This window comes from Vreelandella stevensii S18214 (assembly GCF_000275725.1).
GTDB lineage: Bacteria > Pseudomonadota > Gammaproteobacteria > Pseudomonadales > Halomonadaceae > Vreelandella > Vreelandella stevensii.
On sequence record NZ_AJTS01000025.1, the window covers coordinates 21,882 to 40,088 of the forward strand.

The 18,207-nt window shown below is 60.9% G+C and carries 18 protein-coding genes; 11 read left to right on the forward strand and 7 right to left on the reverse strand.

Translation table 11 applies throughout. The features are described from left to right. Window positions 1-71: 71 nt before the first annotated feature. The 7 genes from HSS18214_RS0105235 (at window position 72) to HSS18214_RS0105260 (ending at window position 8,117) form a co-directional block, all read left to right on the forward strand. On the forward strand, window positions 72-479 hold the full coding sequence (locus tag HSS18214_RS0105235) for a CBS domain-containing protein (protein ID WP_016914252.1): 408 nt from the start codon (window positions 72-74) through the stop codon (window positions 477-479). A 231-nt stretch (window positions 480-710) separates the two neighbouring features. Beyond that, a complete protein-coding gene (locus HSS18214_RS0105240; protein ID WP_016914253.1) occupies window positions 711-1,064 on the forward strand; it encodes a hypothetical protein in 354 nt (117 codons plus the stop codon). A gap of 24 nt (window positions 1,065-1,088) precedes the next feature. Next, window positions 1,089-1,928: an AraC family transcriptional regulator gene (locus tag HSS18214_RS0105245; RefSeq protein ID WP_016914254.1), complete on the forward strand. Its 840-nt coding sequence runs from the start codon at window positions 1,089-1,091 to the stop codon at window positions 1,926-1,928. A gap of 271 nt (window positions 1,929-2,199) precedes the next feature. After that, a complete protein-coding gene (gene putA, locus HSS18214_RS0105250; RefSeq protein ID WP_026001741.1) occupies window positions 2,200-5,391 on the forward strand; it encodes a bifunctional proline dehydrogenase/L-glutamate gamma-semialdehyde dehydrogenase PutA in 3,192 nt (1,063 codons plus the stop codon). A gap of 140 nt (window positions 5,392-5,531) precedes the next feature. Beyond that, complete coding sequence (locus HSS18214_RS19020) at window positions 5,532-5,708, forward strand: hypothetical protein (protein ID WP_156808474.1); 177 nt, start codon at window positions 5,532-5,534, stop codon at window positions 5,706-5,708. A 37-nt stretch (window positions 5,709-5,745) separates the two neighbouring features. Next, the gene (putP, locus tag HSS18214_RS0105255; RefSeq protein WP_016914256.1) at window positions 5,746-7,236 is read left to right on the forward strand and encodes a sodium/proline symporter PutP; all 1,491 of its coding nucleotides are present in this window, start codon (window positions 5,746-5,748) and stop codon (window positions 7,234-7,236) included. 254 nt (window positions 7,237-7,490) lie between these two features. Next, window positions 7,491-8,117 (forward strand): OmpW/AlkL family protein, encoded by a 627-nt coding sequence (locus tag HSS18214_RS0105260; RefSeq protein ID WP_026001742.1) that lies wholly within the window; start codon window positions 7,491-7,493, stop codon window positions 8,115-8,117. 99 nt (window positions 8,118-8,216) lie between these two features. Here the strand turns inward: HSS18214_RS0105260 and HSS18214_RS0105265 are convergent, their stop codons facing one another. Continuing rightward, entirely contained in the window at window positions 8,217-8,549 is a 333-nt protein-coding gene (locus HSS18214_RS0105265; protein ID WP_016914258.1) for a YqcC family protein, read from the reverse strand. Window positions 8,550-8,833: 284 nt separating this feature from the next. Here HSS18214_RS0105265 and HSS18214_RS0105270 point away from each other — a divergent pair, with 284 nt between their 5' ends. The 4 genes from HSS18214_RS0105270 to HSS18214_RS0105285 all read left to right on the forward strand — a co-directional run bounded on the left by HSS18214_RS0105270 (window position 8,834) and on the right by HSS18214_RS0105285 (window position 11,874). After that, window positions 8,834-9,883 carry a DUF3549 family protein gene (locus tag HSS18214_RS0105270; RefSeq protein ID WP_016914259.1) on the forward strand — a complete coding sequence of 350 codons (1,050 nt, stop codon included), beginning with the start codon at window positions 8,834-8,836 and terminating at the stop codon, window positions 9,881-9,883. A gap of 64 nt (window positions 9,884-9,947) precedes the next feature. Beyond that, on the forward strand, window positions 9,948-10,388 hold the full coding sequence (locus tag HSS18214_RS0105275; RefSeq protein WP_016914260.1) for an ATP-dependent zinc protease family protein: 441 nt from the start codon (window positions 9,948-9,950) through the stop codon (window positions 10,386-10,388). 42 nt (window positions 10,389-10,430) lie between these two features. Beyond that, complete coding sequence (gene rimK / locus HSS18214_RS0105280) at window positions 10,431-11,339, forward strand: 30S ribosomal protein S6--L-glutamate ligase (RefSeq protein WP_016914261.1); 909 nt, start codon at window positions 10,431-10,433, stop codon at window positions 11,337-11,339. An 88-nt stretch (window positions 11,340-11,427) separates the two neighbouring features. Further along, window positions 11,428-11,874 carry a hypothetical protein gene (locus tag HSS18214_RS0105285; protein ID WP_016914262.1) on the forward strand — a complete coding sequence of 149 codons (447 nt, stop codon included), beginning with the start codon at window positions 11,428-11,430 and terminating at the stop codon, window positions 11,872-11,874. 44 nt (window positions 11,875-11,918) lie between these two features. Here HSS18214_RS0105285 and HSS18214_RS0105290 read toward each other — a convergent pair whose 3' ends face one another. The 6 genes from HSS18214_RS0105290 to sufB are packed head-to-tail and all read right to left on the reverse strand — an operon-like array spanning window position 11,919 to window position 18,146. Continuing rightward, window positions 11,919-12,701, reverse strand: coding sequence for a SanA/YdcF family protein (locus HSS18214_RS0105290; RefSeq protein WP_016914263.1), 783 nt, complete (start codon window positions 12,699-12,701; stop codon window positions 11,919-11,921). Window positions 12,702-12,719: 18 nt separating this feature from the next. Then, a complete protein-coding gene (gene sufT, locus HSS18214_RS0105295; RefSeq protein WP_016914264.1) occupies window positions 12,720-13,289 on the reverse strand; it encodes a putative Fe-S cluster assembly protein SufT in 570 nt (189 codons plus the stop codon). Window positions 13,290-13,297: 8 nt separating this feature from the next. Next, window positions 13,298-14,563: an aminotransferase class V-fold PLP-dependent enzyme gene (locus HSS18214_RS0105300; RefSeq protein ID WP_016914265.1), complete on the reverse strand. Its 1,266-nt coding sequence runs from the start codon at window positions 14,561-14,563 to the stop codon at window positions 13,298-13,300. A gap of 14 nt (window positions 14,564-14,577) precedes the next feature. Then, window positions 14,578-15,918, reverse strand: coding sequence for a Fe-S cluster assembly protein SufD (sufD, locus tag HSS18214_RS0105305; protein WP_016914266.1), 1,341 nt, complete (start codon window positions 15,916-15,918; stop codon window positions 14,578-14,580). After that, window positions 15,915-16,664: a Fe-S cluster assembly ATPase SufC gene (gene sufC, locus HSS18214_RS0105310; RefSeq protein ID WP_016914267.1), complete on the reverse strand. Its 750-nt coding sequence runs from the start codon at window positions 16,662-16,664 to the stop codon at window positions 15,915-15,917. The genes sufD and sufC overlap by 4 nt, the downstream gene beginning before the upstream one ends. Window positions 16,665-16,703: 39 nt before the next feature. Continuing rightward, a complete protein-coding gene (gene sufB, locus HSS18214_RS0105315) occupies window positions 16,704-18,146 on the reverse strand; it encodes a Fe-S cluster assembly protein SufB (protein WP_016914268.1) in 1,443 nt (480 codons plus the stop codon). Window positions 18,147-18,207: the final 61 nt, after the last annotated feature.

An 18,207-nucleotide genomic window follows, 5' to 3' on the forward strand; every position in this document is an offset into this window, starting at 1 on the left:
GTTAAATCTCCTACAGTAAATAGAGTTGGCCGTGCCTGGCGGCCACTGCGTCACGCTCGAGGAGACTGCCCATGAACAACAAGATTCCGGATACCGTACGCGACATCATGTCCCGCGATTGCTACCGCGTCTCGGGGGAGACGTCCATCACCAACCTGGCGCAAGGCCTGGCGCTGCATCGCCTGCCTGGCGCACCGGTCGTCGATGCAGCCGACCGGCTGATCGGCTTCATTTCCGAACAGGACGTGCTTGGCCGCGTACTGGACAGCATATATCATGACGACGAGGCGCCATTGGTCAAAGAGCTGATGCGCCAGGACGTGCTGACCACGTCGCCCAACCAGAGCATCACCGACCTGGCTCAGGAGATGCTGGGCAAGAAGCCCAAGATCTATCCGGTGGTCGAACAACAGCGGTTGGTTGGCATCGTCACCCGCCGCGACATCCTGATCGCCCTGTTGACCATTCGACGTCATTGAGCCGACATTTTCTTGATCGCAAAAAAAACCGCTGCTTGAAAAAGCAGCGGAAGCAAGGGATCGAAAACAATAGCCAGAACAACACTATTAGCGACTGCCATCGCGATGTTGCCTGTACACTATCAGACACTGCCCAGAGGAAAAGTTCGCACAAAGGTCAAAATTTTCGTCTTCCCCGGGGTACGCGTATACTGGGCACTCCCCTACTCACCGCGACACAGGGAGCGTGACATGGCACTCTATCTACTGGTCTTTGGCGTTTGCGTCGTGGTGATTGGCGGCGTGCTGCTGGCGCTGATGACCGCCAGCACACCGCGCTATCGCACCGAGCCTCAGGATCTGCTCGCTCTATTCGACAAGGCCCTGGCCAGTCAGGTGAGCGAAACCGAGTGGAACACCATCATTGGCTACCCCATTCGGCATGACGAATACCTGGATAACATACGCCGTCGCGCATCCCACTTGATGGATAGCCACGGCAGGCGTTGGCAGATCGCCCAGGGCAAACCGCTGCTCAACGCCACCGGTCAGGAGGAGCTGCAGGCCCTGCGCGACCACCTGGCGGCCCATACCGCGCTGCGCTAGCCTTGCGTCGTCGAGGAGATCTTCATGCCCAGCACCATCCGCCAAATCCCGCTGGAGAGCGCTACCCGCCACCACGCCCATGACTTTCACCAGATCGTCATTACCCTGTGCGGCTCTTCCGAGTTCGAGATCGAGGGCTTGGGCGGACGCGTCAATGCATTTTCCGGCTGTATCGTGCCCGCCAATCACGAGCATTACTACTCCGGCAGCGGCCATAACCGCCAGCTAATTCTGGACCTGCCGGAAGACGCCCCCGCACTGACGGGAGAGCATCGTGAGCTGGTGGCGCTATTCGATGCGCCGCGTTTTTTTGCACTGGACAGCGCATTACGCCACTACCTGACCTTCGTCGAAAGCGAGCTGGCCCGAGGATTCGACAACTCGGCCACCTCCTTTCAACAGGACCGTCTGGCCGCGACGCTGCTGGGCTCATTGAAAGCCCGCCTGGGGGCAGAGCCATCCGCTGCCCAACGGCGCATCGACCTGCACCAGATCGACCGTTTCATTCGCCGCCATCTGGCCGACGAGCTGCGCGTTGCCGACCTGGCCAGGCTGGCCTGCCTGAGCGAGGCCCACTTCTCGGAACGCTTTCGTGCCCAGACAGGCTTGTCGCCCTGGCAATACGTGCGTCGACAGCGCCTGCACGCCGCTCGGCAGCTGATTCTGCAAAGCCGTCTGCCTTTGACCGATATTGCCATTCAGACCGGCTTTGCCAACCAGAGCGCCCTCTCTCATGCGTTTCGGCGCAGTTACGGCGCGTCGCCCCGTCAGCTACGCCAGGGCGGTGCCTGCACTACGCTCGCTACGTCCAACCCAGCCTCGGGGTCGTCCCCTGCCGCCCCGCTGGTCTCCCCCTGCCGCTAGGCCAGCACGAGACACTCCCCCCCCCTCGACCGCCCGGCAGCGTTGAGAGCTGCGCTGGCAAGTGGCCAGCCGCTCTACTAAAGTCGTAAAACGATCCTTCTTGCCGAGAATTTGACACGTTTTGCCATGAAAACGACATACAACTGACGGGCGCGCGCTCTACATTCGACAACATACTGGGCGCCTGCCCTGCTATCACTGTTTTTAAACGCTAGTGAATCCAGCCATTCGCTTCAGCAGCCTGTTTCAGACCTGTCTTACGGGGGCCTCAATGCTTAATGCCAAGAAAATGCGTGACCCAGCCATCTGGCAAACCGACCTTGATACGCTGATGGCGCGTATTAGCGACCACTACATCGTGGATGAGGACGCCTACGTCAGCGAGCTGATCAAGGTACTGAACGCCGACTCGGACGACTTCTCCCGCATCGAAGCCAACACGGCCGCGCTGGTGCGAGAAGTACGCAACATGGACACCGCCGTCGACACCATCGACGAGCTGCTGCAGCAGTACAGCCTGGACACCCATGAAGGCCTGATGCTGATGTGCCTGGCCGAAGCCATGCTGCGCATCCCGGACACCGCCACCGCCGACGCCTTGATCGAAGACAAGCTGGGCCCGGCCGACTGGCAGTCCCACGTGGGCAAGAGCGAGTCCTGGATGGTCAACGCCTCGACCTGGGGCCTGCTGATGACCGGCAAGGTACTGAAGCTGGACCACCCCAAAGAGGGCCAGCCTGCTCACTTTATCAATCGCATGGTCAACCGTATGGGTGAGCCGGTGATTCGCCGGGCGATGATGGAAGCCATGAAAATCATGGGCAAGCAATTCGTGCTGGGCCGCGATATCAACGAAGCGCTCAAGCGCTCGAAGCCGCTGTTCAACAAGGGCTACACCTACTCCTACGACATGCTGGGGGAAGCCGCCCGCACCCGCGCCGATGCCAAGCGCTACTTCGACGACTACGCCCGTGCCATCGAGCAGGTGGGCAAAGCCTGCAAGACCCTGGGCGACAAGACCCCTGCACCTTCAGTGTCCATCAAGCTGTCGGCCCTGCATCCGCGCTATGAGTTTGGCCGTCGCGAGCAGGTGCTGGCCGAGCTGGTGGACACCGTGATCAAGCTGGTCACCAAGGCGCGCGAGCTGGACGTGGCCGTCACCATCGACGCCGAAGAGGTAGACCGCCTGGAGCTCTCGCTGGAGGTCTTCCGCGCCATTTACCAAAGCAGTGCGGCCAAGGGATGGGGCCACTTCGGCCTGGTGGTGCAAGCCTACTCGAAGCGTGCGCTGCCCGTTCTGCACTACTTGAACCGACTGGCCGACCAGCAAGGCGACGAAATTCCGCTGCGCCTGGTGAAGGGCGCCTACTGGGACAGCGAGATCAAGGAGTCGCAGCAGCTGGGGGTCGATGGCTACCCGGTCTACACGCGCAAGGCGTGTACCGATGTGGCCTACCTGGCTTGCGCCCAGTTCCTGCTCTCTGACGACACCCGCGGGCGCATCTTCCCGCAGTTCGCCACCCACAACGCGCATACCGTGACCACGATTCTGGAGCTGGCCAACCAGGACAGCCGCCCGTTCGAGTTCCAACGCCTGCACGGCATGGGCGAAGCGCTGTATGACGCCGCCCTGGCCCGAGCCCCCAAAGGCACCTACTGCCGCATTTACGCCCCGGTGGGCGCTCACAAGGACTTGCTGCCCTACCTGGTGCGTCGCCTGCTGGAAAACGGCGCCAACTCCTCGTTCGTGCACCAGATCGTCGATCCCGAAGTGCCGGTGGAGTCGCTCTGCAAACACCCCATCGAAACCCTGCGCCAGCAGAAGAGCTTCTACAACAAGCGGATTCCGCTGCCCAAGGACATCTACGGTGCGAAACGCCGCAACTCTCGAGGCGTCAACCTCAATATCCGCAGCCAGTACTACCCGCTGATGGAGAAGATGGCCACGTTCATGGACAAGCAGTACCCCACCCGGCCGCTGCTGGCGTTCGACGTGGCCGAAGCTGCGGGCAATACCCACAGCGTGACATCGCCCTTTGATCGTCGCCAGACCGTGGGCAGCGTGCAGTGGACCACCAAGGAGCAGGCGGCCAAGGCACTGGACGCTGCCTGGGAAGCGTTCCCGCGCTGGGATGCCACGCCGGTTGCCGAGCGCGCGGCCATCATTCGCCGCCTGGGCGATCTGATGGAAGAGCACATGGCCGAGCTGATGACGCTCTGCTCTCGGGAGGGTGGCAAACTGCTCACCGACGGCGTGGACGAGATCAAGGAAGCCGTGGATTTCTGCCGCTATTACGCCATGCGCGCCGAAGAGTCGTTCGGCGAGCCCATCGAGCTGCCTGGCCCCACCGGTGAATCGAACCGTCTGTCCATGGGCGGCAAGGGCGTGTTTGCCGCCATCAGCCCCTGGAACTTCCCGGTAGCCATTTTCTGCGGTCAGATCGTCGCAGCCGCCGTGGCAGGCAACACCGTGCTGGCCAAGCCCGCCGAGCAGACCTCTATCGTCGCGCATCGCGTCATCGAACTGCTTCACGAAGCGGGCATGCCCCGCGATGTAGTGCAGCTGCTGCCGGGCGACGGCCCCACCGTGGGTAGCGTACTGACCTCCGACCCGCGCATCACCGGCGTAGTGTTCACCGGCGGTACCGATACGGCTCAGATCATCAACCGCGCCCTGGCCGCCCGCGAAAACGCGCCGCTGCCAACCCTGATCGCCGAAACCGGCGGCATGAACGCCATGATCGTGGACTCCACCGCCCTGCCCGAGCAGGTGGTCATGGACACGATCCAGTCAGCGTTCCAGAGCGCCGGGCAGCGCTGTTCTGCCCTGCGTGTGCTTTACCTGCAGGATGACGTGGCCGACCGCGTCATCGAGATTCTCAAGGGCGCCATGAGCGAACTGCGGATCGGTGATCCGCGCGATTTGGGCACCGACGTGGGCCCGGTCATCGATGAAGACGCGCGCAAAGGGCTGCTGGCACATATCGACAAGCTCAAGGGCGAAAACCGGCTGGTCGCCGAAACCCCGATGACCGCCGAGCATACTCAGCACGGCACTTTCGTGGCCCCGGTCGCCTTTACCATCGACAGCATCGATGCGCTGACCCGCGAGCAGTTTGGCCCCGTGCTGCACATCGTGCGTTACAAGGCCCGCGAGATCGACAAGGTGATCAACGACATCAACGGTCGGGGATATGGCCTGACGTTTGGCGTGCATAGCCGTAACGAATCCTTTGCCGCTGAAATAGCGCAGAAAATTCGAGTAGGCAATGTGTACATCAACCGTAATATCATCGGCGCAGTGGTCGGCGTGCAGCCATTCGGCGGTCAGGGCCTTTCGGGCACCGGCCCCAAAGCGGGTGGCCCGCACTACCTGCAGCGCTTCGTGACTGAGAAGACGATCACCAACAACACCGCCGCCCTGGGTGGCAACGCGTCGCTACTGGCGCTAGGGGATGAGTAGAACGCTCATCGACATAAACTAACCTGAACTCCTGAAAAGGATCCGTCTCATGGTTGACAATAATAGCGTGACTGCCTGCGCTGCCACGGCCCCCCCAGGCCGTGCACCAGGCACAGGGAACTCGACATCGATACACCGCCATGACCTTTCCGGCGCCCTGCTTGACGGTTCGAGCCGTGGCCAGCCACTGGCCACGCCGAACCGGCAGGGGAATTAACAACAAGATCAACGTGCCTTGGCCACGCACCGCCAAGGCGCTGACGCTGTCGGAGCCAGGGATGTACGAAAGAGCGGCCAGCATGCGCGGGCTTTCGTAGGTGACCTGACTCCGTTCTGACGAACTGGAGAAGTGTTATGGCTACTGGTGTTTGGATTAGCTTGTTTGGATATTTTGCGCTCATGATCGCCATTGGCATTTATGCCATGCGCAAAGCGACTTCTTCCTCGGAAGATTACATGCTGGGGGGGCGTACCCTCAGCCCACAGGTCGCGGCACTCTCGGCAGGGGCCTCCGACATGAGCGGCTGGCTGCTGCTGGGCTTGCCCGGGGCCATGTTCGTGTCGGGCCTGGGCTCTGCCTGGATCGGTATTGGCTTGCTGGTAGGCGCGCTGTTCAACTGGATACTGGTGGCGCCCCGGCTGCGCGAGCAGACCATTCATTACGGCAACGCGATTACCATCCCGGCGTTTCTGGCCAACCGATTCCCGACCCGTGCACTGGCGCTGCGCACCGTGTCGGCCATCGTGATCGTGATCTTCTTTGCCGTGTATACCGCCTCGGGCCTGGTGGCCGGTGGCAAGCTGTTCGAAACGGCCTTCACCGGAGTCTACAACTTTGGCGACATGAGCAACTACGCCATGGGCGTCATCATTACCCTCGGCGTGGTGCTGATCTATACCGTGGTAGGTGGCTTCCTGGCCGTGAGCATGACCGACTTCGTGCAGGGCTGCATCATGATGCTGGCCTTGATCATCATGCCTGCGGTGGTGCTGTTCGGTGACGGCGGCGGTGGTTTCTCACAGGCGTCGGAGACGCTCAATAGCATCGATCCCACGCTGCTCTCCTGGACCACGGGGCTGACGTTCGTGGGCTGGCTGTCGGCGGTGACCTGGGGCCTGGGCTATTTTGGTCAGCCGCATATCATCGTTCGCTTCATGGCCATTCGCTCACAAGAAGACGTGCCTGTGGCGCGTAACATCGGCATGGGCTGGATGCTGGTCTCGCTGATCGGTGCCGTGTCGCTGGGCCTGGCGGGCCGCGCCTTTGCGGTACGTAACGGCCTGGACATCCAGGACCCTGAAACCATCTTCATCGTGCTGGCCAACCTGCTCTTCCATCCGCTGATCACCGGCTTCCTGTACGCGGCGCTGCTGGCAGCCATCATGAGCACCATCTCAAGCCAGCTGCTGGTCTCCTCCTCTTCGCTGACGGAAGACTTCTACCGCCTGTTCCTGCACAAGAATGCCACCGAGCAGCAGTGCGTCGCGGTGGGCCGTGTGTGCGTCGTACTGGTGGGTATCGTGGCCGCCATCATTGCTTCCAATGAAGACTCGCAGGTGCTGGGGCTGGTCAGTAACGCCTGGGCAGGCTTTGGCGCCGCCTTTGGTCCGCTGATCATCCTCTCGCTGATGTGGCCGCGTACCAACGGTGCTGGCGCGCTGGCGGGCATGATCGTCGGTGCCGCCACCGTCATGATCTGGATTTCGTTGGGCTGGAGCGGCTCCTTCCTGGGTGGCCCGGGCGTCTACGAAATCATCCCCGGCTTCATCGCTTCCTTCATCGCCATCCTGGTCGTCAGCAACATGACCGCCGATGCCGGTGAATACCAGCACATCGAGCGCTGATTTTGGCGATGACTCTTACCCCCTACTCTTGACCCTTTTGCCAACCTCACCACCTGCTTCGGCAGGCACTGAGCACTGGCAAGCACGCATCCGAGACCTCCTCGTCAAGGCCCCGCCTTGCAGGAGGTCTCTTGCATTGTTGGCCGCTTGCGCAGCGCTCTTTGCCTCAGGTCAATAACTCACCGCTTCTGGCTGGTTATAGTGGCGCCATGGATCGCGAACCACTCACCCTCATCATGGTCAGGAGCAACATTATGCGCCCGTTCAAGCCCTCTACTCTCATCGCTGCCAGCATGGCCGCTGCAACGCTGGCCGCCAGCAGCCAAGCGTTTGCCTACGGCGCAGGTGATTTCTTTACCCGCGTGGGCGTGGCACAAGTGTCACCCAAAAGCGATAACGGCGCTCTGGCCGATGGCGCCCTGTCGGTAGACGTTCAGGACAAGACCGACTTCGCCTTTACGCTGGGCTATCGCTTTCATGACAAGATGGGCGTCGAACTGCTGGCCGCACTGCCCTTCAAGCACGACATTGCCCTGAACGGCGAGAACCTTGCCTCGACCAAGCACCTGCCACCCACCCTGACGCTGCAGTATTACCCGCTGGGCGGCACCCAGGCACGGGTTCAGCCCTACATTGGCGCCGGTATCAACTACACGCGCTTCTCGGACGAACAGCTGGCGATTGGTGAGTTGGATCTGGACGACTCCTGGGGTCTGGCAGGCCAATTGGGTATCGACCTGCTGATCGACGACAACTGGGCGCTCAACGCCGCCGCCTGGTACCTGGACATCGATACGGACGCCACGGTGAACGGCGCCGCAGCGGGCACCGTCGAAATCGACCCCATTGTGGTCATGGCGGGTCTCAGCTACCGCTTCTAGAAGATGCGGGGCTACCCATCCAACCAAACAGGCCCGGGGCATTTGCTCCGGGCCTGTTTGGTTGAGAAGCACGGCAGCGCCGCGCTGGCGGCTACCTGTTCAGTTGTCCGTCACCAGCTGGTCGACTCTTTCCATGGCGCGAATGACCAGCACCTGGTCGCTGGCGCGCACTTTCTCCTGCATCAGATAAGCGGCCATGGCGGGCGCTACCTCACACTTGGCGGGCATGGTCGCCTGGGCCTCGACCAGCGCGGTCAATCGGGCCACGAACACATAGCGCACCCACTGGGGCAGCGACATGGTATCCACACAAAAGGGCTCCTGACTGGCAAACGCGCTCGCCTCTGGAAGGGGGGTGCGCCATAGGTTGGCGGCTTTCATCGCGGCTTCAAGCTCGAGAAGCGCGGTTTGAAGCTGTTGATGGACGCTCATAAACAGTCTACTCATAAGGAATGGTCGGCGTGATTATCCCAACTCTGTGGGTAACTTGCCACCGAGAGGCATGGCCAACGCGTTTATGCACAGATTCACAGAAAACCTGCAAGAGACTGTGGATAAACTATGGAAAGGTGTCGCAACGGCTACTCCCACGGGGCTTGGGGAATGTTGCTCACTTTTTGACCACCGCGACGATAAGGTATGGTTTTATCAACGGTTACGGCTGACAGTGACCGAGCATCAAGGTAGAGTGCACGCTTGAAATGCGGAAGGATGTCATGCAACCAATTACTACCCTCGATGAGTTCTTTACCCGCAGCGGTGCCGACGTGACGCTCTACCATATGGGGCGTCGTGTGGTGCCCTGCTCGCGGGATACCCTGCGCGGCTTCGAGCAGGCCGAGCACGCCTGGCCCGAGCCTTGGCTGGGTCAGGCGCGTCTGGGCATCGTGTTTCGGCTGGGTGCGATGCCTGAACCGGCTATTTGGTTCCTCGCCCTGCCGCTGGACGAGCAGGGCATGCTCTCGCCTGCACAGCGGGATGGCTTCATCAATCGCCTGCTGGAAACCCTGGGGCGTAATGCCCTGGCGTCAGAGCAGCAGGCATTGACACCTGACGCCAGTGCTAACGTGGATGACCTGATGAAGGACAACCCTCTGGCTTTCACGCCCGACGTTACCTTTCAGGCCATGCTCAATGCCCGTGCCACGCTGCAGCTGGGGTTACCTGCCAGTCAGCATCTGGAGCCGGTAGAAGCGTATTTGAGCGGCCAGCAGTCGATCGATTGGCAAGCACTCGGCGTGCAGGGGCTGGCTGACTTTGCGGTGCGCATGGACGACGATGCCGCCGAGGCGCTGGCCAAGCGGTTTTCCGAGTTGCCTGTCAACGTTATCCATGCGCTATGCTACTGTCTTGAACATCGGCCTTTACAAACGTGCTTGCTGGTGGCCCTGCAGGCCCGTGGCGAACAGGCCGCCAGTGAAGGAGACGTGGAAACCTTGTGCGCCTGCGTGCGAGCGGTGGGCAGCTCACCAGAACCCACGGCAGGCGATTGGTACACGAGTTTACTTCAGGATAGCGCTGCCTGCGGCCCTGATCTGATGGCCGCCATGGCCGGGCGCGGTTGGCAACTGCTGGAAGACGAGAGACGCCTGCCGCTGTTCTTGAACCGACTGGCCGCAGACGAGCGTGCCGATTTTGCGGCCGTCGTGCGTGATATTGCCCTCGTTCCCAGGCTGCGCTTACCGGTTATGTTGACCCTGCGTGACGCACCTGTCGACTCACCCATGCAGGCACGTCTGGCAGGCCTGATGCCACGCCGCGCATAAATTCGTAACAGGTGACGGTCATCATCATGCTGTTCTTCTGCTCTTATTATCTCAGGAGTCACCCGTGAAGGAATTACCCTATCAGGCCAAGGCCGTGATTGGCCGCCGTGAAATGGTCACGCTGACCGACCTGGGGCTTCACCTGTGCTGCAAGGCCGATACCGGCGCGCGCACCTCTGCCCTGCATGCCGAAGAGATCGAAACGGAAGAAGATGCCCATGGGCAGCTGTGGGTCAGTTTCGTCACCCACAGTGGCGGCCCCGAGACGCCGGGGCATCGTTATCGTCTACATTTACATGATAGAAGACGGGTGACCAGCTCGAATGGGCACAGCGAATGGCGCTACGTCATTCGCACACAGATGGAACTGGGCCAGCTCAGCTTTCCCGTCGAACTTACCTTGACCGACCGCAGCAATATGCGCCACCCCATGCTATTGGGCAGGCGCGCCATGCGTCGTTTGTTAGTCGCACCCGGCGCTGCCTTTTTGCACGGCGAGCCTTGAATACACTTAATACGCCTTTTCTGTTTTGGCCCGGAGCCCTGCATGCATATTGCCCTACTTTCGCGTAACCGCAATTTATACTCGACCCGCCGCCTGGTGGAAGCCGCTGAGCAGCGCGGCCATACGGCCCGGGTGGTGGACACCCTGCGCTGCTACATGAGCATCGCCTCCCACCACCCCTCGATTCATTACAAGGGGGCTGAGATCGAGCCCTTCGATGCGGTCATCCCCCGCATCGGCGCCTCGGTGACTTTCTACGGCTGCGCCGTGCTGCGCCAGTTCGAAATGATGGGCACCTACGTGATCAACGACTCGGTCGCCATCACCCGCTCCCGCGACAAGCTGCGCTCGCTGCAGCTGCTTTCCCGCAAGGGGCTGGGGCTGCCCATCACCGGCTTCGCCCACTCGCCAGACGACATTCCCGACCTGATCACCATGGTCAAGGGGGCGCCGCTGGTCATCAAGCTACTGGAAGGCACTCAGGGCATTGGCGTGGTGCTGGCCGAGACCAACCAGGCCGCCGAGTCGGTGGTACAGGCGTTCATGGGCATGAAGGCCAACATCATGGTGCAGGAGTACATCAAGGAAGCCAAAGGCGCCGATATTCGCTGCTTCGTGATTGGCGACAAAGTCGTGGCGTCCATGAAGCGTCAAGCGGCCGAAGGCGAGTTTCGCTCCAATCTCCACCGTGGCGGCACGGCCAGCGTGATTCGCATTACCCCGGAAGAGCGCTCCACCGCTATCCGTGCAGCCAAGGCCATGGGCTTGCGCGTTGCCGGTGTCGATCTGCTGCGTTCCAACCATGGGCCGGTGATCATGGAGGTCAACTCTTCGCCTGGCTTACAGGGGATCGAGAGCGCCACGGGCAAGGACATCGCGGGCATGATCATCGAACATATCGAAAAAAACGCAACGCCTGCCCGAAAAGCGCCCCCCAAGCCTAAAGGCTAACGCCCAAAGGTAAAAATAATCCGCATTAGGGGTGGCAAATCAACGCTGCCACCCCCACAATCTGCGTCACCGAAGGAGGTAGACGCTCATGTTTCTCGACAATCGCCAAGTGGCGATGGACAGCGTGCTGGAAGCGCTGGCCGATAGCATTGATTATTTCCAGGACAATATCGAACGCCTGCGCCCCTCGCTGCGCGACGCGCTGAAGCCTCACTACACGGCTCGACTGAAACAGATGCGCAAGCTGCAGGAGTTGGCCCGTGCCCATCTGAAAATGCTTCCCAGGGATGCCGACGTGGAGCGCGATGACTTTCTGTGGCTGTGGAGCCGTCTGAAAAGCTTCGTGGGCAACGATAGTCAGGTTCTGATCAATGAACTGTTGGAACAAGAGCGCGTCCTGATGCAAGCCCTCTCGACCCTGTTTACCCATCCGCTGCCCGACCCCATCGAACCCGTTGTGGAAGAGTGCATGCAGGGCTGCCGTAAACTGATCCGCGAGCTGTATAGCCTGCAAAAGCGCAAGGCGCACCGCTAAGTCCGGCGCGCGCCGCGTCAAGGCGTCGACGGCTTTGGCGGCCGTCACGGCTCGTCAAACGGCTCGTTAAACACGGGGAGCTCTGGATAGAGCAGGCGCACGCCTTCCAGATCGATCAGCACGTCAGAAGTCGCAGATGGCGGCTCCAGGGGCAGCCGATCACGGCTCAGCACGATGGGCTCCGCTGGCCCCAGAAAGTGAGGCTCCCGGCCCCACAGGTAAAGATCTCCCAGCGTCGCCATGCGCGCCAACCACTCACGCACCTTGAGCCGCCACTCGCCCGCCGAGGGCTGCTCTTCTGCTACACAGCCAGTCACATCCATCCCCAGCGAACGGCCAATGAATATCGCCCGTGGCAAGTGCCAGCTCTGGGTCACCAACAGCGCCTGCTCCAGCTGAAATACATGCCGCGCACGCACCATGGTGTCGTAAGTGCTGAAGCCCGCGAAATCCATGGTCAACCTGTCGGCCGGCACTCCTCGCCGATAAAGGTCGCGCCACATGGCTCGGGGCTCGTTGTAGGCCTGGGTGCGGTTATCCCCGGAGAGCAGCAGATGCTGCACGCGCTCATCGGCTATCAAACGCGCCGAGGTGCGCATACGCGCATGAAAATGAGGGTTACGCAGCCCGCTACGCGTCCAGTGAGAGGTGCCAAACACGATAGCGACATCCGTTGGACGGCACTCGGGCACTTGCGTATGGATATAGCGCGAGGTGCTCAGTAGTACCCAGGCGTTGCCTGCCGCCAATAGCAAAGCCGCCAGCAGCACCATGGCAACCAGCGACAGCAGAAAACGCTTTACCCAACGAAATAACAGGCTGTGCATCCAGCTCCCCAGCAGGGGTTAGAACATGCCGAGCTCAAGCTTGGCTTCATCGCTCATCATGTCACGACTCCAGGCGGGGCTGAAGACGATCTCGGTATGCACCTTGCTGATCTGCGGCGCCCCCAGAATCTTGTTGCGCGCATCAGCGGCAATCACGTCGCCCATGCCACAACCGGGAGCGGTCAGCGTCATGCGGATGGTGACGATACGCTCACCGCTGATCAAGCGTTCGATACGGCATCCGTATACCAGCCCCAGATCAACGATATTGACCGGAATTTCCGGATCGAAGCAGGTACGCAGCTGATCCCAGACGAACTGCTCGATCTCGTCATCGCTGGCTGACTCGGGCAGCGTGGGCCGCGGCAATGGTTCCAGCCCCAGCGCATCGAGATTGCGGCCCTCGATGAGATACAGCCGCCCCTCGAACCCTACGCTGACCGTGCTGCCTTTCGCCTGCATGACACTGACCACGCTATCTTCTGCCAGCGTATCCGTCTTGCCGAACGGAATGGCAATGGCTTCTACATCACGCTGTAGCGGCAGTTTCTGGCCTCGTTCGAGGCTGGCCACTTGCTCGATATCCATAGATGTCCTTAGCGTACCATTTGGATCACACGGTTCAGCGCCGCAACGAACGCATCGACCTCTTGCAGGGTATTATACGCTGCAAACGAGGCGCGACAGGTAGCCTCGACGCCAAAATGGTGGAGCAGCGGCTGCGCACAGTGATGCCCCGTACGAATCGCCACACCCAACTGGTCGATCAGCAGCCCGATATCCTGGGAGTGGGCGCCCTCCACCACGAATGACAGCACCCCAGCCTTGTGCGGCGCAGTGCCTAGAATGCGCAGCCCGTCGATGTGGCTGACGGCCCGAGTGGCATGGGTCAACAGCACGGCTTCCCAATCGCCAATGGCCTCGACCCCTACATCCTCCATCCACTGCAGCGCACGCCCCAGCGCAATCACTTCCGCAATGGCAGGTGTGCCGGCTTCGAACTTGTGGGGAATGTCCGCGAAGGTCGTACCCACGTCGAACGAGACGGTCTTGATCATCTCGCCGCCCCCCTGCCAAGGGGGCATGGCCTCCAGCAGCGCTGCCTTGCCATACAGCACGCCCACGCCCGTGGGGCCGTACACCTTGTGGCCGGAGAAGGCGTAGAAGTCGGCGTCGATGTCCTGAACATCCACTTTTTGATGCGGCGTTGCCTGGGCACCGTCGACCAGAATCAGTGCGCCCTGCTGATGGGCCAACGCGGCCATTTCCTTGACCGGGTTGATGGTCCCCAGCGCATTGGACACATGATTCACCGCCACCAGCCGGGTACGCTCGTTGAGCAGTGTGCGATAGGCGTCCATGTCCAGCGCACCATGAGCGTCTACCGGGATCACCTTGATGGTGAAACCACGCTCGGCGGCCAACAGCTGCCAAGGCACGATATTGGAGTGGTGCTCCAGCATCGAGATGAGCACTTCGTCGCCCGCCTGCAGCTGGCTTCTGCCCCAGCTCTGGGCGACCAGATTGATCGCCTCTGTGGTGCCCCGGGTGAAGATGATCTGGCGAGCATCTTCGGCATTGAGAAAGTCCCTGGCGCGATGACGTGTCGCTTCGAACGCGGCCGTCGCCTCATCCGCCAGGGTGTGCAGCCCACGGTGGATGTTGGCGTTGTAGCGAGCGTAGTAGTCGCCAAACACGTCGATGACCGCCTGGGGAGTCTGGCTGGTAGCAGCATTGTCCAGATAGACCAGCGGCTTGCCGTGCACTTCCCGCTGGAGCACGGGGAATTCGCGGCGCAGGGCCTCGATATCGTAGGCGGCTGTGCTGGCCGTGGTCGCTTTCTCAATCACGCTCTGGGGCATGGGGGACTCCTTGATTAATCGTTCAGCGCAGCCGCTGCTTCCACCAGCCCTGCCAGGTTGAAGCGCTCGGGCAGCTTGCCTGCCACCGCCAGCTCGACTCGCTCGGCAATGGCATCCAGCGTGACCTGTTCCAGCACTTCACCGGCAAAGGCCAGCGTCAGCAGGCCGCGCGCCGTGGCTTCGTCGATACCCCGTGTACGCAGCGCATAGACGGCTTCTTCATCCAGCTGGCCCGTGGTGGTGCCGTGGGAGCACTTGACGTCATCGGCGTAGATTTCCAACTCCGGCTTGGCGTTGATTTGCGCGCGGTCGGAGAGCAGCAGGTTCTGGTTGCTCTGGAAGCCTTCGATTTTCTGGCTGTCGCGCTTGACGTATACCCGGCCGTTGAAGACGCCCTGCGCGCGGTCATCCAGAATGCCCTTGTAGTTCTCGTTGGAGAACGTCAGCGGCGCGTTGTGGTTGACCTTGGTGTGGTTATCCACGTGCTGGCGACCCTGACCGAAGAACAGCCCGTACAGGTTGCTTTCGGCGCCCTGGCCGTCCAGCTCGCAAATCAGGTCGTTGCGCACCAGCGCACCGCCCAGATTCAGGTTGTAGGAGGTGTAGCGGCTGTCGCGACTCTGCTCCACGTGGATACTGGCAATGTGCAGATCGCCCAGCGGAGCTTCCTGAAGCTTGTAGTGGTTGAGGATCGCACCACGGTCCAGCATCAGCTCACCCACCACGTTGGTGAAGTTGGCAGCATCGGCTTCCCCCACGTAGTGCTCGATCAGCGTGGCTTCACTGCGCCCAGCCGCTTCGACCAGCACCCGCGGGTGGCTCATGACCGGCGCCCCGGCCCGTGAGAGAAACTGCAGCAGAATCGGCTTTTCCACTACCGTGCCGGGCGCAATACGCACCACGGCCCCTTCTTCCACGAACGCGGTGTTGAGCGCCGAGAAGGGCGAGAACTCCACGCCGGTCAAACGACCCAACGGGCCACCCACCGCTTCATGGTTGTCGCTGAGCGCTTTGGAGAGCGGCATGACCTGCACGCTGGAAGGCAGGCCTTCCAGGTCAGACAGCGCCGCCGAAAATACGCCATCGACGAAGGTCAGGCGATAGGCTTCCAGTGGCAGTGTCAGCGCAGCCGCCTGCGCCTGGGAGAACTCGGCGTTATCGGCCAGGGCGAAATTTCCCTGAGCAATGGCGCGCACGTCGGTGTATTTCCACTCTTCATCGCGACGGGTAGGAAAGCCCATCGCCTCGAAGCGTGCAGCCCCCGCCTGGCGGCGTGCGGCCATCCAGCTGGGCTCTGCGCCACGCTGTTGGCTGCGCGCCGCCAGCGTATCCAGAAAGGTTTGTGTCTCGCTCATGCCACGGACTCCTCGATGCCTTCGTAACCGTTGGCCTCCAGCTCTTTGGCCAACGCCGCGTCACCGGTCTTGACGATACGACCATCCATCAGGACGTGGACCTTGTCGGGCACGATGTAGTCCAGCAGGCGCTGGTAGTGCGTGACCAGCAGAATGGCACGCTCTTCGGCGCGCAGGCTGTTGACCCCATCGGCCACGACCTTCATGGCGTCGATGTCCAGACCGGAGTCGATTTCGTCCAGCATGGCCAGCTTGGGCTGCAGCACCAGCATCTGCAGGATTTCGTTACGCTTCTTTTCACCGCCGGAGAAGCCTTCGTTGACCGCGCGCTGCAGGAAGCTGGCATCCATTTTCATGAAGTTCAGCTTCTCTTTGACCAGCTTCATGAACTCTGGGGCGGGCATCTCGCCTTCACCACGGGCAGCGCGCTGCGCATTCAGCGCCGACTTCAGCAGGTAAATGTTCTTCACCCCCGGGATCTCAACGGGGTACTGGAAACCCAGCAGCAGGCCCGCCTGGGCGCGCTCTTCGATTTCCATTTCCAGCACGTCCTGGCCTTCGAAGGTGATGGTGCCTTGGGTGACTTCGTAGCCATCCTTGCCCGCAATGACCGCTGACAAGGTGGATTTACCCGCGCCGTTGGGGCCCATGATGGCATGCACTTCACCGGCATTGATGGTGAGCGTCAGGCCTTTCAGAATCTCTTTGCCGTCGACGGTGACGTGTAAATCATTCACTTGCAACATAGTAATCGCCTTTTAAAAAATAGGGGGATGCCTGCGCGGTTAGCCCACCGCACCTTCAAGAGTGACGTTCAACAGTGCTTCCGCTTCTACCGCAAACTCCATCGGCAGCTCCTGGAAGACATCCTTGCAGAAGCCGTTCACGATCATGCTCACCGCATCTTCTTCCGAGATGCCGCGGCTCTGGCAGTAGAACAGCTGGTCTTCACCGATTTTCGACGTGGTGGCTTCGTGCTCGATGGTCGCCGTGCTGTTGCCGATTTCCTGGTACGGGAAAGTGTGGGCACCGCACTTGTCGCCAATCAGCAGCGAATCGCACTGGGTAAAGTTACGTGCGCCTTTAGCGCGCGGGCCGATCTTGACCATACCGCGATAGGACTGATCACTCTTGCCCGCCGAGATGCCCTTGGCCACGATGTAGGAGCGTGTGCCCTCACCGATATGGATCATCTTGGTGCCGGTATCCGCCTGCTGGCGCCCGTTGGTCACGGCCACCGAGTAGAACTCACCGATGCTGTCCTTGCCGCGCAGCACGCAAGAGGGGTATTTCCAGGTAATCGCCGAGCCGGTTTCCACCTGTGTCCAACTGATACGCGAGCGCTCACCACGGCAGTCACCGCGCTTGGTCACGAAGTTGTAGATACCGCCCTTGCCCTCTTCATCCCCGGGGTACCAGTTCTGAACGGTGGAGTACTTGATGTAAGCATCATCCAGTGCCACCAGCTCGACCACCGCCGCGTGCAGCTGGTTTTCGTCGCGCATGGGCGCCGTGCAGCCTTCAAGATAGGAGACCTGGGCACGGCTTTCACAAATGACCAAAGTACGCTCGAACTGCCCGGTATTGGCCGCGTTGATACGGAAGTAGGTGGACAGCTCCATCGGGCAAGTGACGCCTTCCGGCACGAAGACGAACGAGCCGTCGGTGAACACCGCAGAGTTCAGCGCAGCGAAGTAGTTGTCGGCGACCGGTACGACGGTGCCCAGATACTGCTTGATCAGCTCCGGGTAGTCGCGGATGGCTTCCGAGATGGAGCAGAAAATGACCCCGGCTTCCGCCAGCTCTTTCTTGAACGTGGTAGCTACCGACACCGAATCGAATACCGCATCGACCGCCACGCCTGCCAGGGCAGCACGCTCGTGCAGCGGGATACCCAGCTTCTCATAGGTTTCCAACAGCTTGGGGTCTACCTCATCGAGGCTTTGAGGGCGGTCTTCCGGGCGCTTTGGCGCGCTGAAGTAGGAGATCGCCTGATAATCGATGGGCGGATAGTTGAGGTGTGCCCAGGAGGGCTCTTCCATTTTCAGCCACTGACGATAGGCATCCAGACGCCACTCCAGCATCCATTCCGGCTCGCCCTTCTTTTTGGAAATGAAGGCGATGGTGTTTTCATCCAGGCCAGGTGGCAGTGTGTCGCTTTCGATATCGGTGACAAAGCCATCTTTGTACTCGCGACGAACCAACTGTTCCATTTCTTCGCTTGCCATGGTGATACCCTCCGGGCAGTTGGGTGGCGAGTTGAGCTCGCCGTCAATATGAGTGAATGTG

What these genes read in the sequence shown, in the direction of transcription:
- HSS18214_RS0105300 (WP_016914265.1), bottom strand. Translation starts at nt 14,563, where the DNA reads ATGCCCCAGAGCGTGATTGAGAAAGCGACCACGGCCAGCACAGCCGCC.
- sufC (WP_016914267.1), bottom strand. Translation starts at nt 16,664, where the DNA reads ATGTTGCAAGTGAATGATTTACACGTCACCGTCGACGGCAAAGAGATT.
- sufD (WP_016914266.1), bottom strand. Translation starts at nt 15,918, where the DNA reads ATGAGCGAGACACAAACCTTTCTGGATACGCTGGCGGCGCGCAGCCAA.
- HSS18214_RS19020 (WP_156808474.1), top strand. Translation starts at nt 5,532, where the DNA reads ATGACCTTTCCGGCGCCCTGCTTGACGGTTCGAGCCGTGGCCAGCCAC.
- putA (WP_026001741.1), top strand. Translation starts at nt 2,200, where the DNA reads ATGCTTAATGCCAAGAAAATGCGTGACCCAGCCATCTGGCAAACCGAC.
- HSS18214_RS0105235 (WP_016914252.1), top strand. Translation starts at nt 72, where the DNA reads ATGAACAACAAGATTCCGGATACCGTACGCGACATCATGTCCCGCGAT.
- HSS18214_RS0105245 (WP_016914254.1), top strand. Translation starts at nt 1,089, where the DNA reads ATGCCCAGCACCATCCGCCAAATCCCGCTGGAGAGCGCTACCCGCCAC.
- HSS18214_RS0105265 (WP_016914258.1), bottom strand. Translation starts at nt 8,549, where the DNA reads ATGAGCGTCCATCAACAGCTTCAAACCGCGCTTCTCGAGCTTGAAGCC.
- HSS18214_RS0105240 (WP_016914253.1), top strand. Translation starts at nt 711, where the DNA reads ATGGCACTCTATCTACTGGTCTTTGGCGTTTGCGTCGTGGTGATTGGC.
- HSS18214_RS0105285 (WP_016914262.1), top strand. Translation starts at nt 11,428, where the DNA reads ATGTTTCTCGACAATCGCCAAGTGGCGATGGACAGCGTGCTGGAAGCG.
- sufT (WP_016914264.1), bottom strand. Translation starts at nt 13,289, where the DNA reads ATGGATATCGAGCAAGTGGCCAGCCTCGAACGAGGCCAGAAACTGCCG.
- putP (WP_016914256.1), top strand. Translation starts at nt 5,746, where the DNA reads ATGGCTACTGGTGTTTGGATTAGCTTGTTTGGATATTTTGCGCTCATG.
- sufB (WP_016914268.1), bottom strand. Translation starts at nt 18,146, where the DNA reads ATGGCAAGCGAAGAAATGGAACAGTTGGTTCGTCGCGAGTACAAAGAT.
- HSS18214_RS0105260 (WP_026001742.1), top strand. Translation starts at nt 7,491, where the DNA reads ATGCGCCCGTTCAAGCCCTCTACTCTCATCGCTGCCAGCATGGCCGCT.
- rimK (WP_016914261.1), top strand. Translation starts at nt 10,431, where the DNA reads ATGCATATTGCCCTACTTTCGCGTAACCGCAATTTATACTCGACCCGC.
- HSS18214_RS0105290 (WP_016914263.1), bottom strand. Translation starts at nt 12,701, where the DNA reads ATGCACAGCCTGTTATTTCGTTGGGTAAAGCGTTTTCTGCTGTCGCTG.
- HSS18214_RS0105270 (WP_016914259.1), top strand. Translation starts at nt 8,834, where the DNA reads ATGCAACCAATTACTACCCTCGATGAGTTCTTTACCCGCAGCGGTGCC.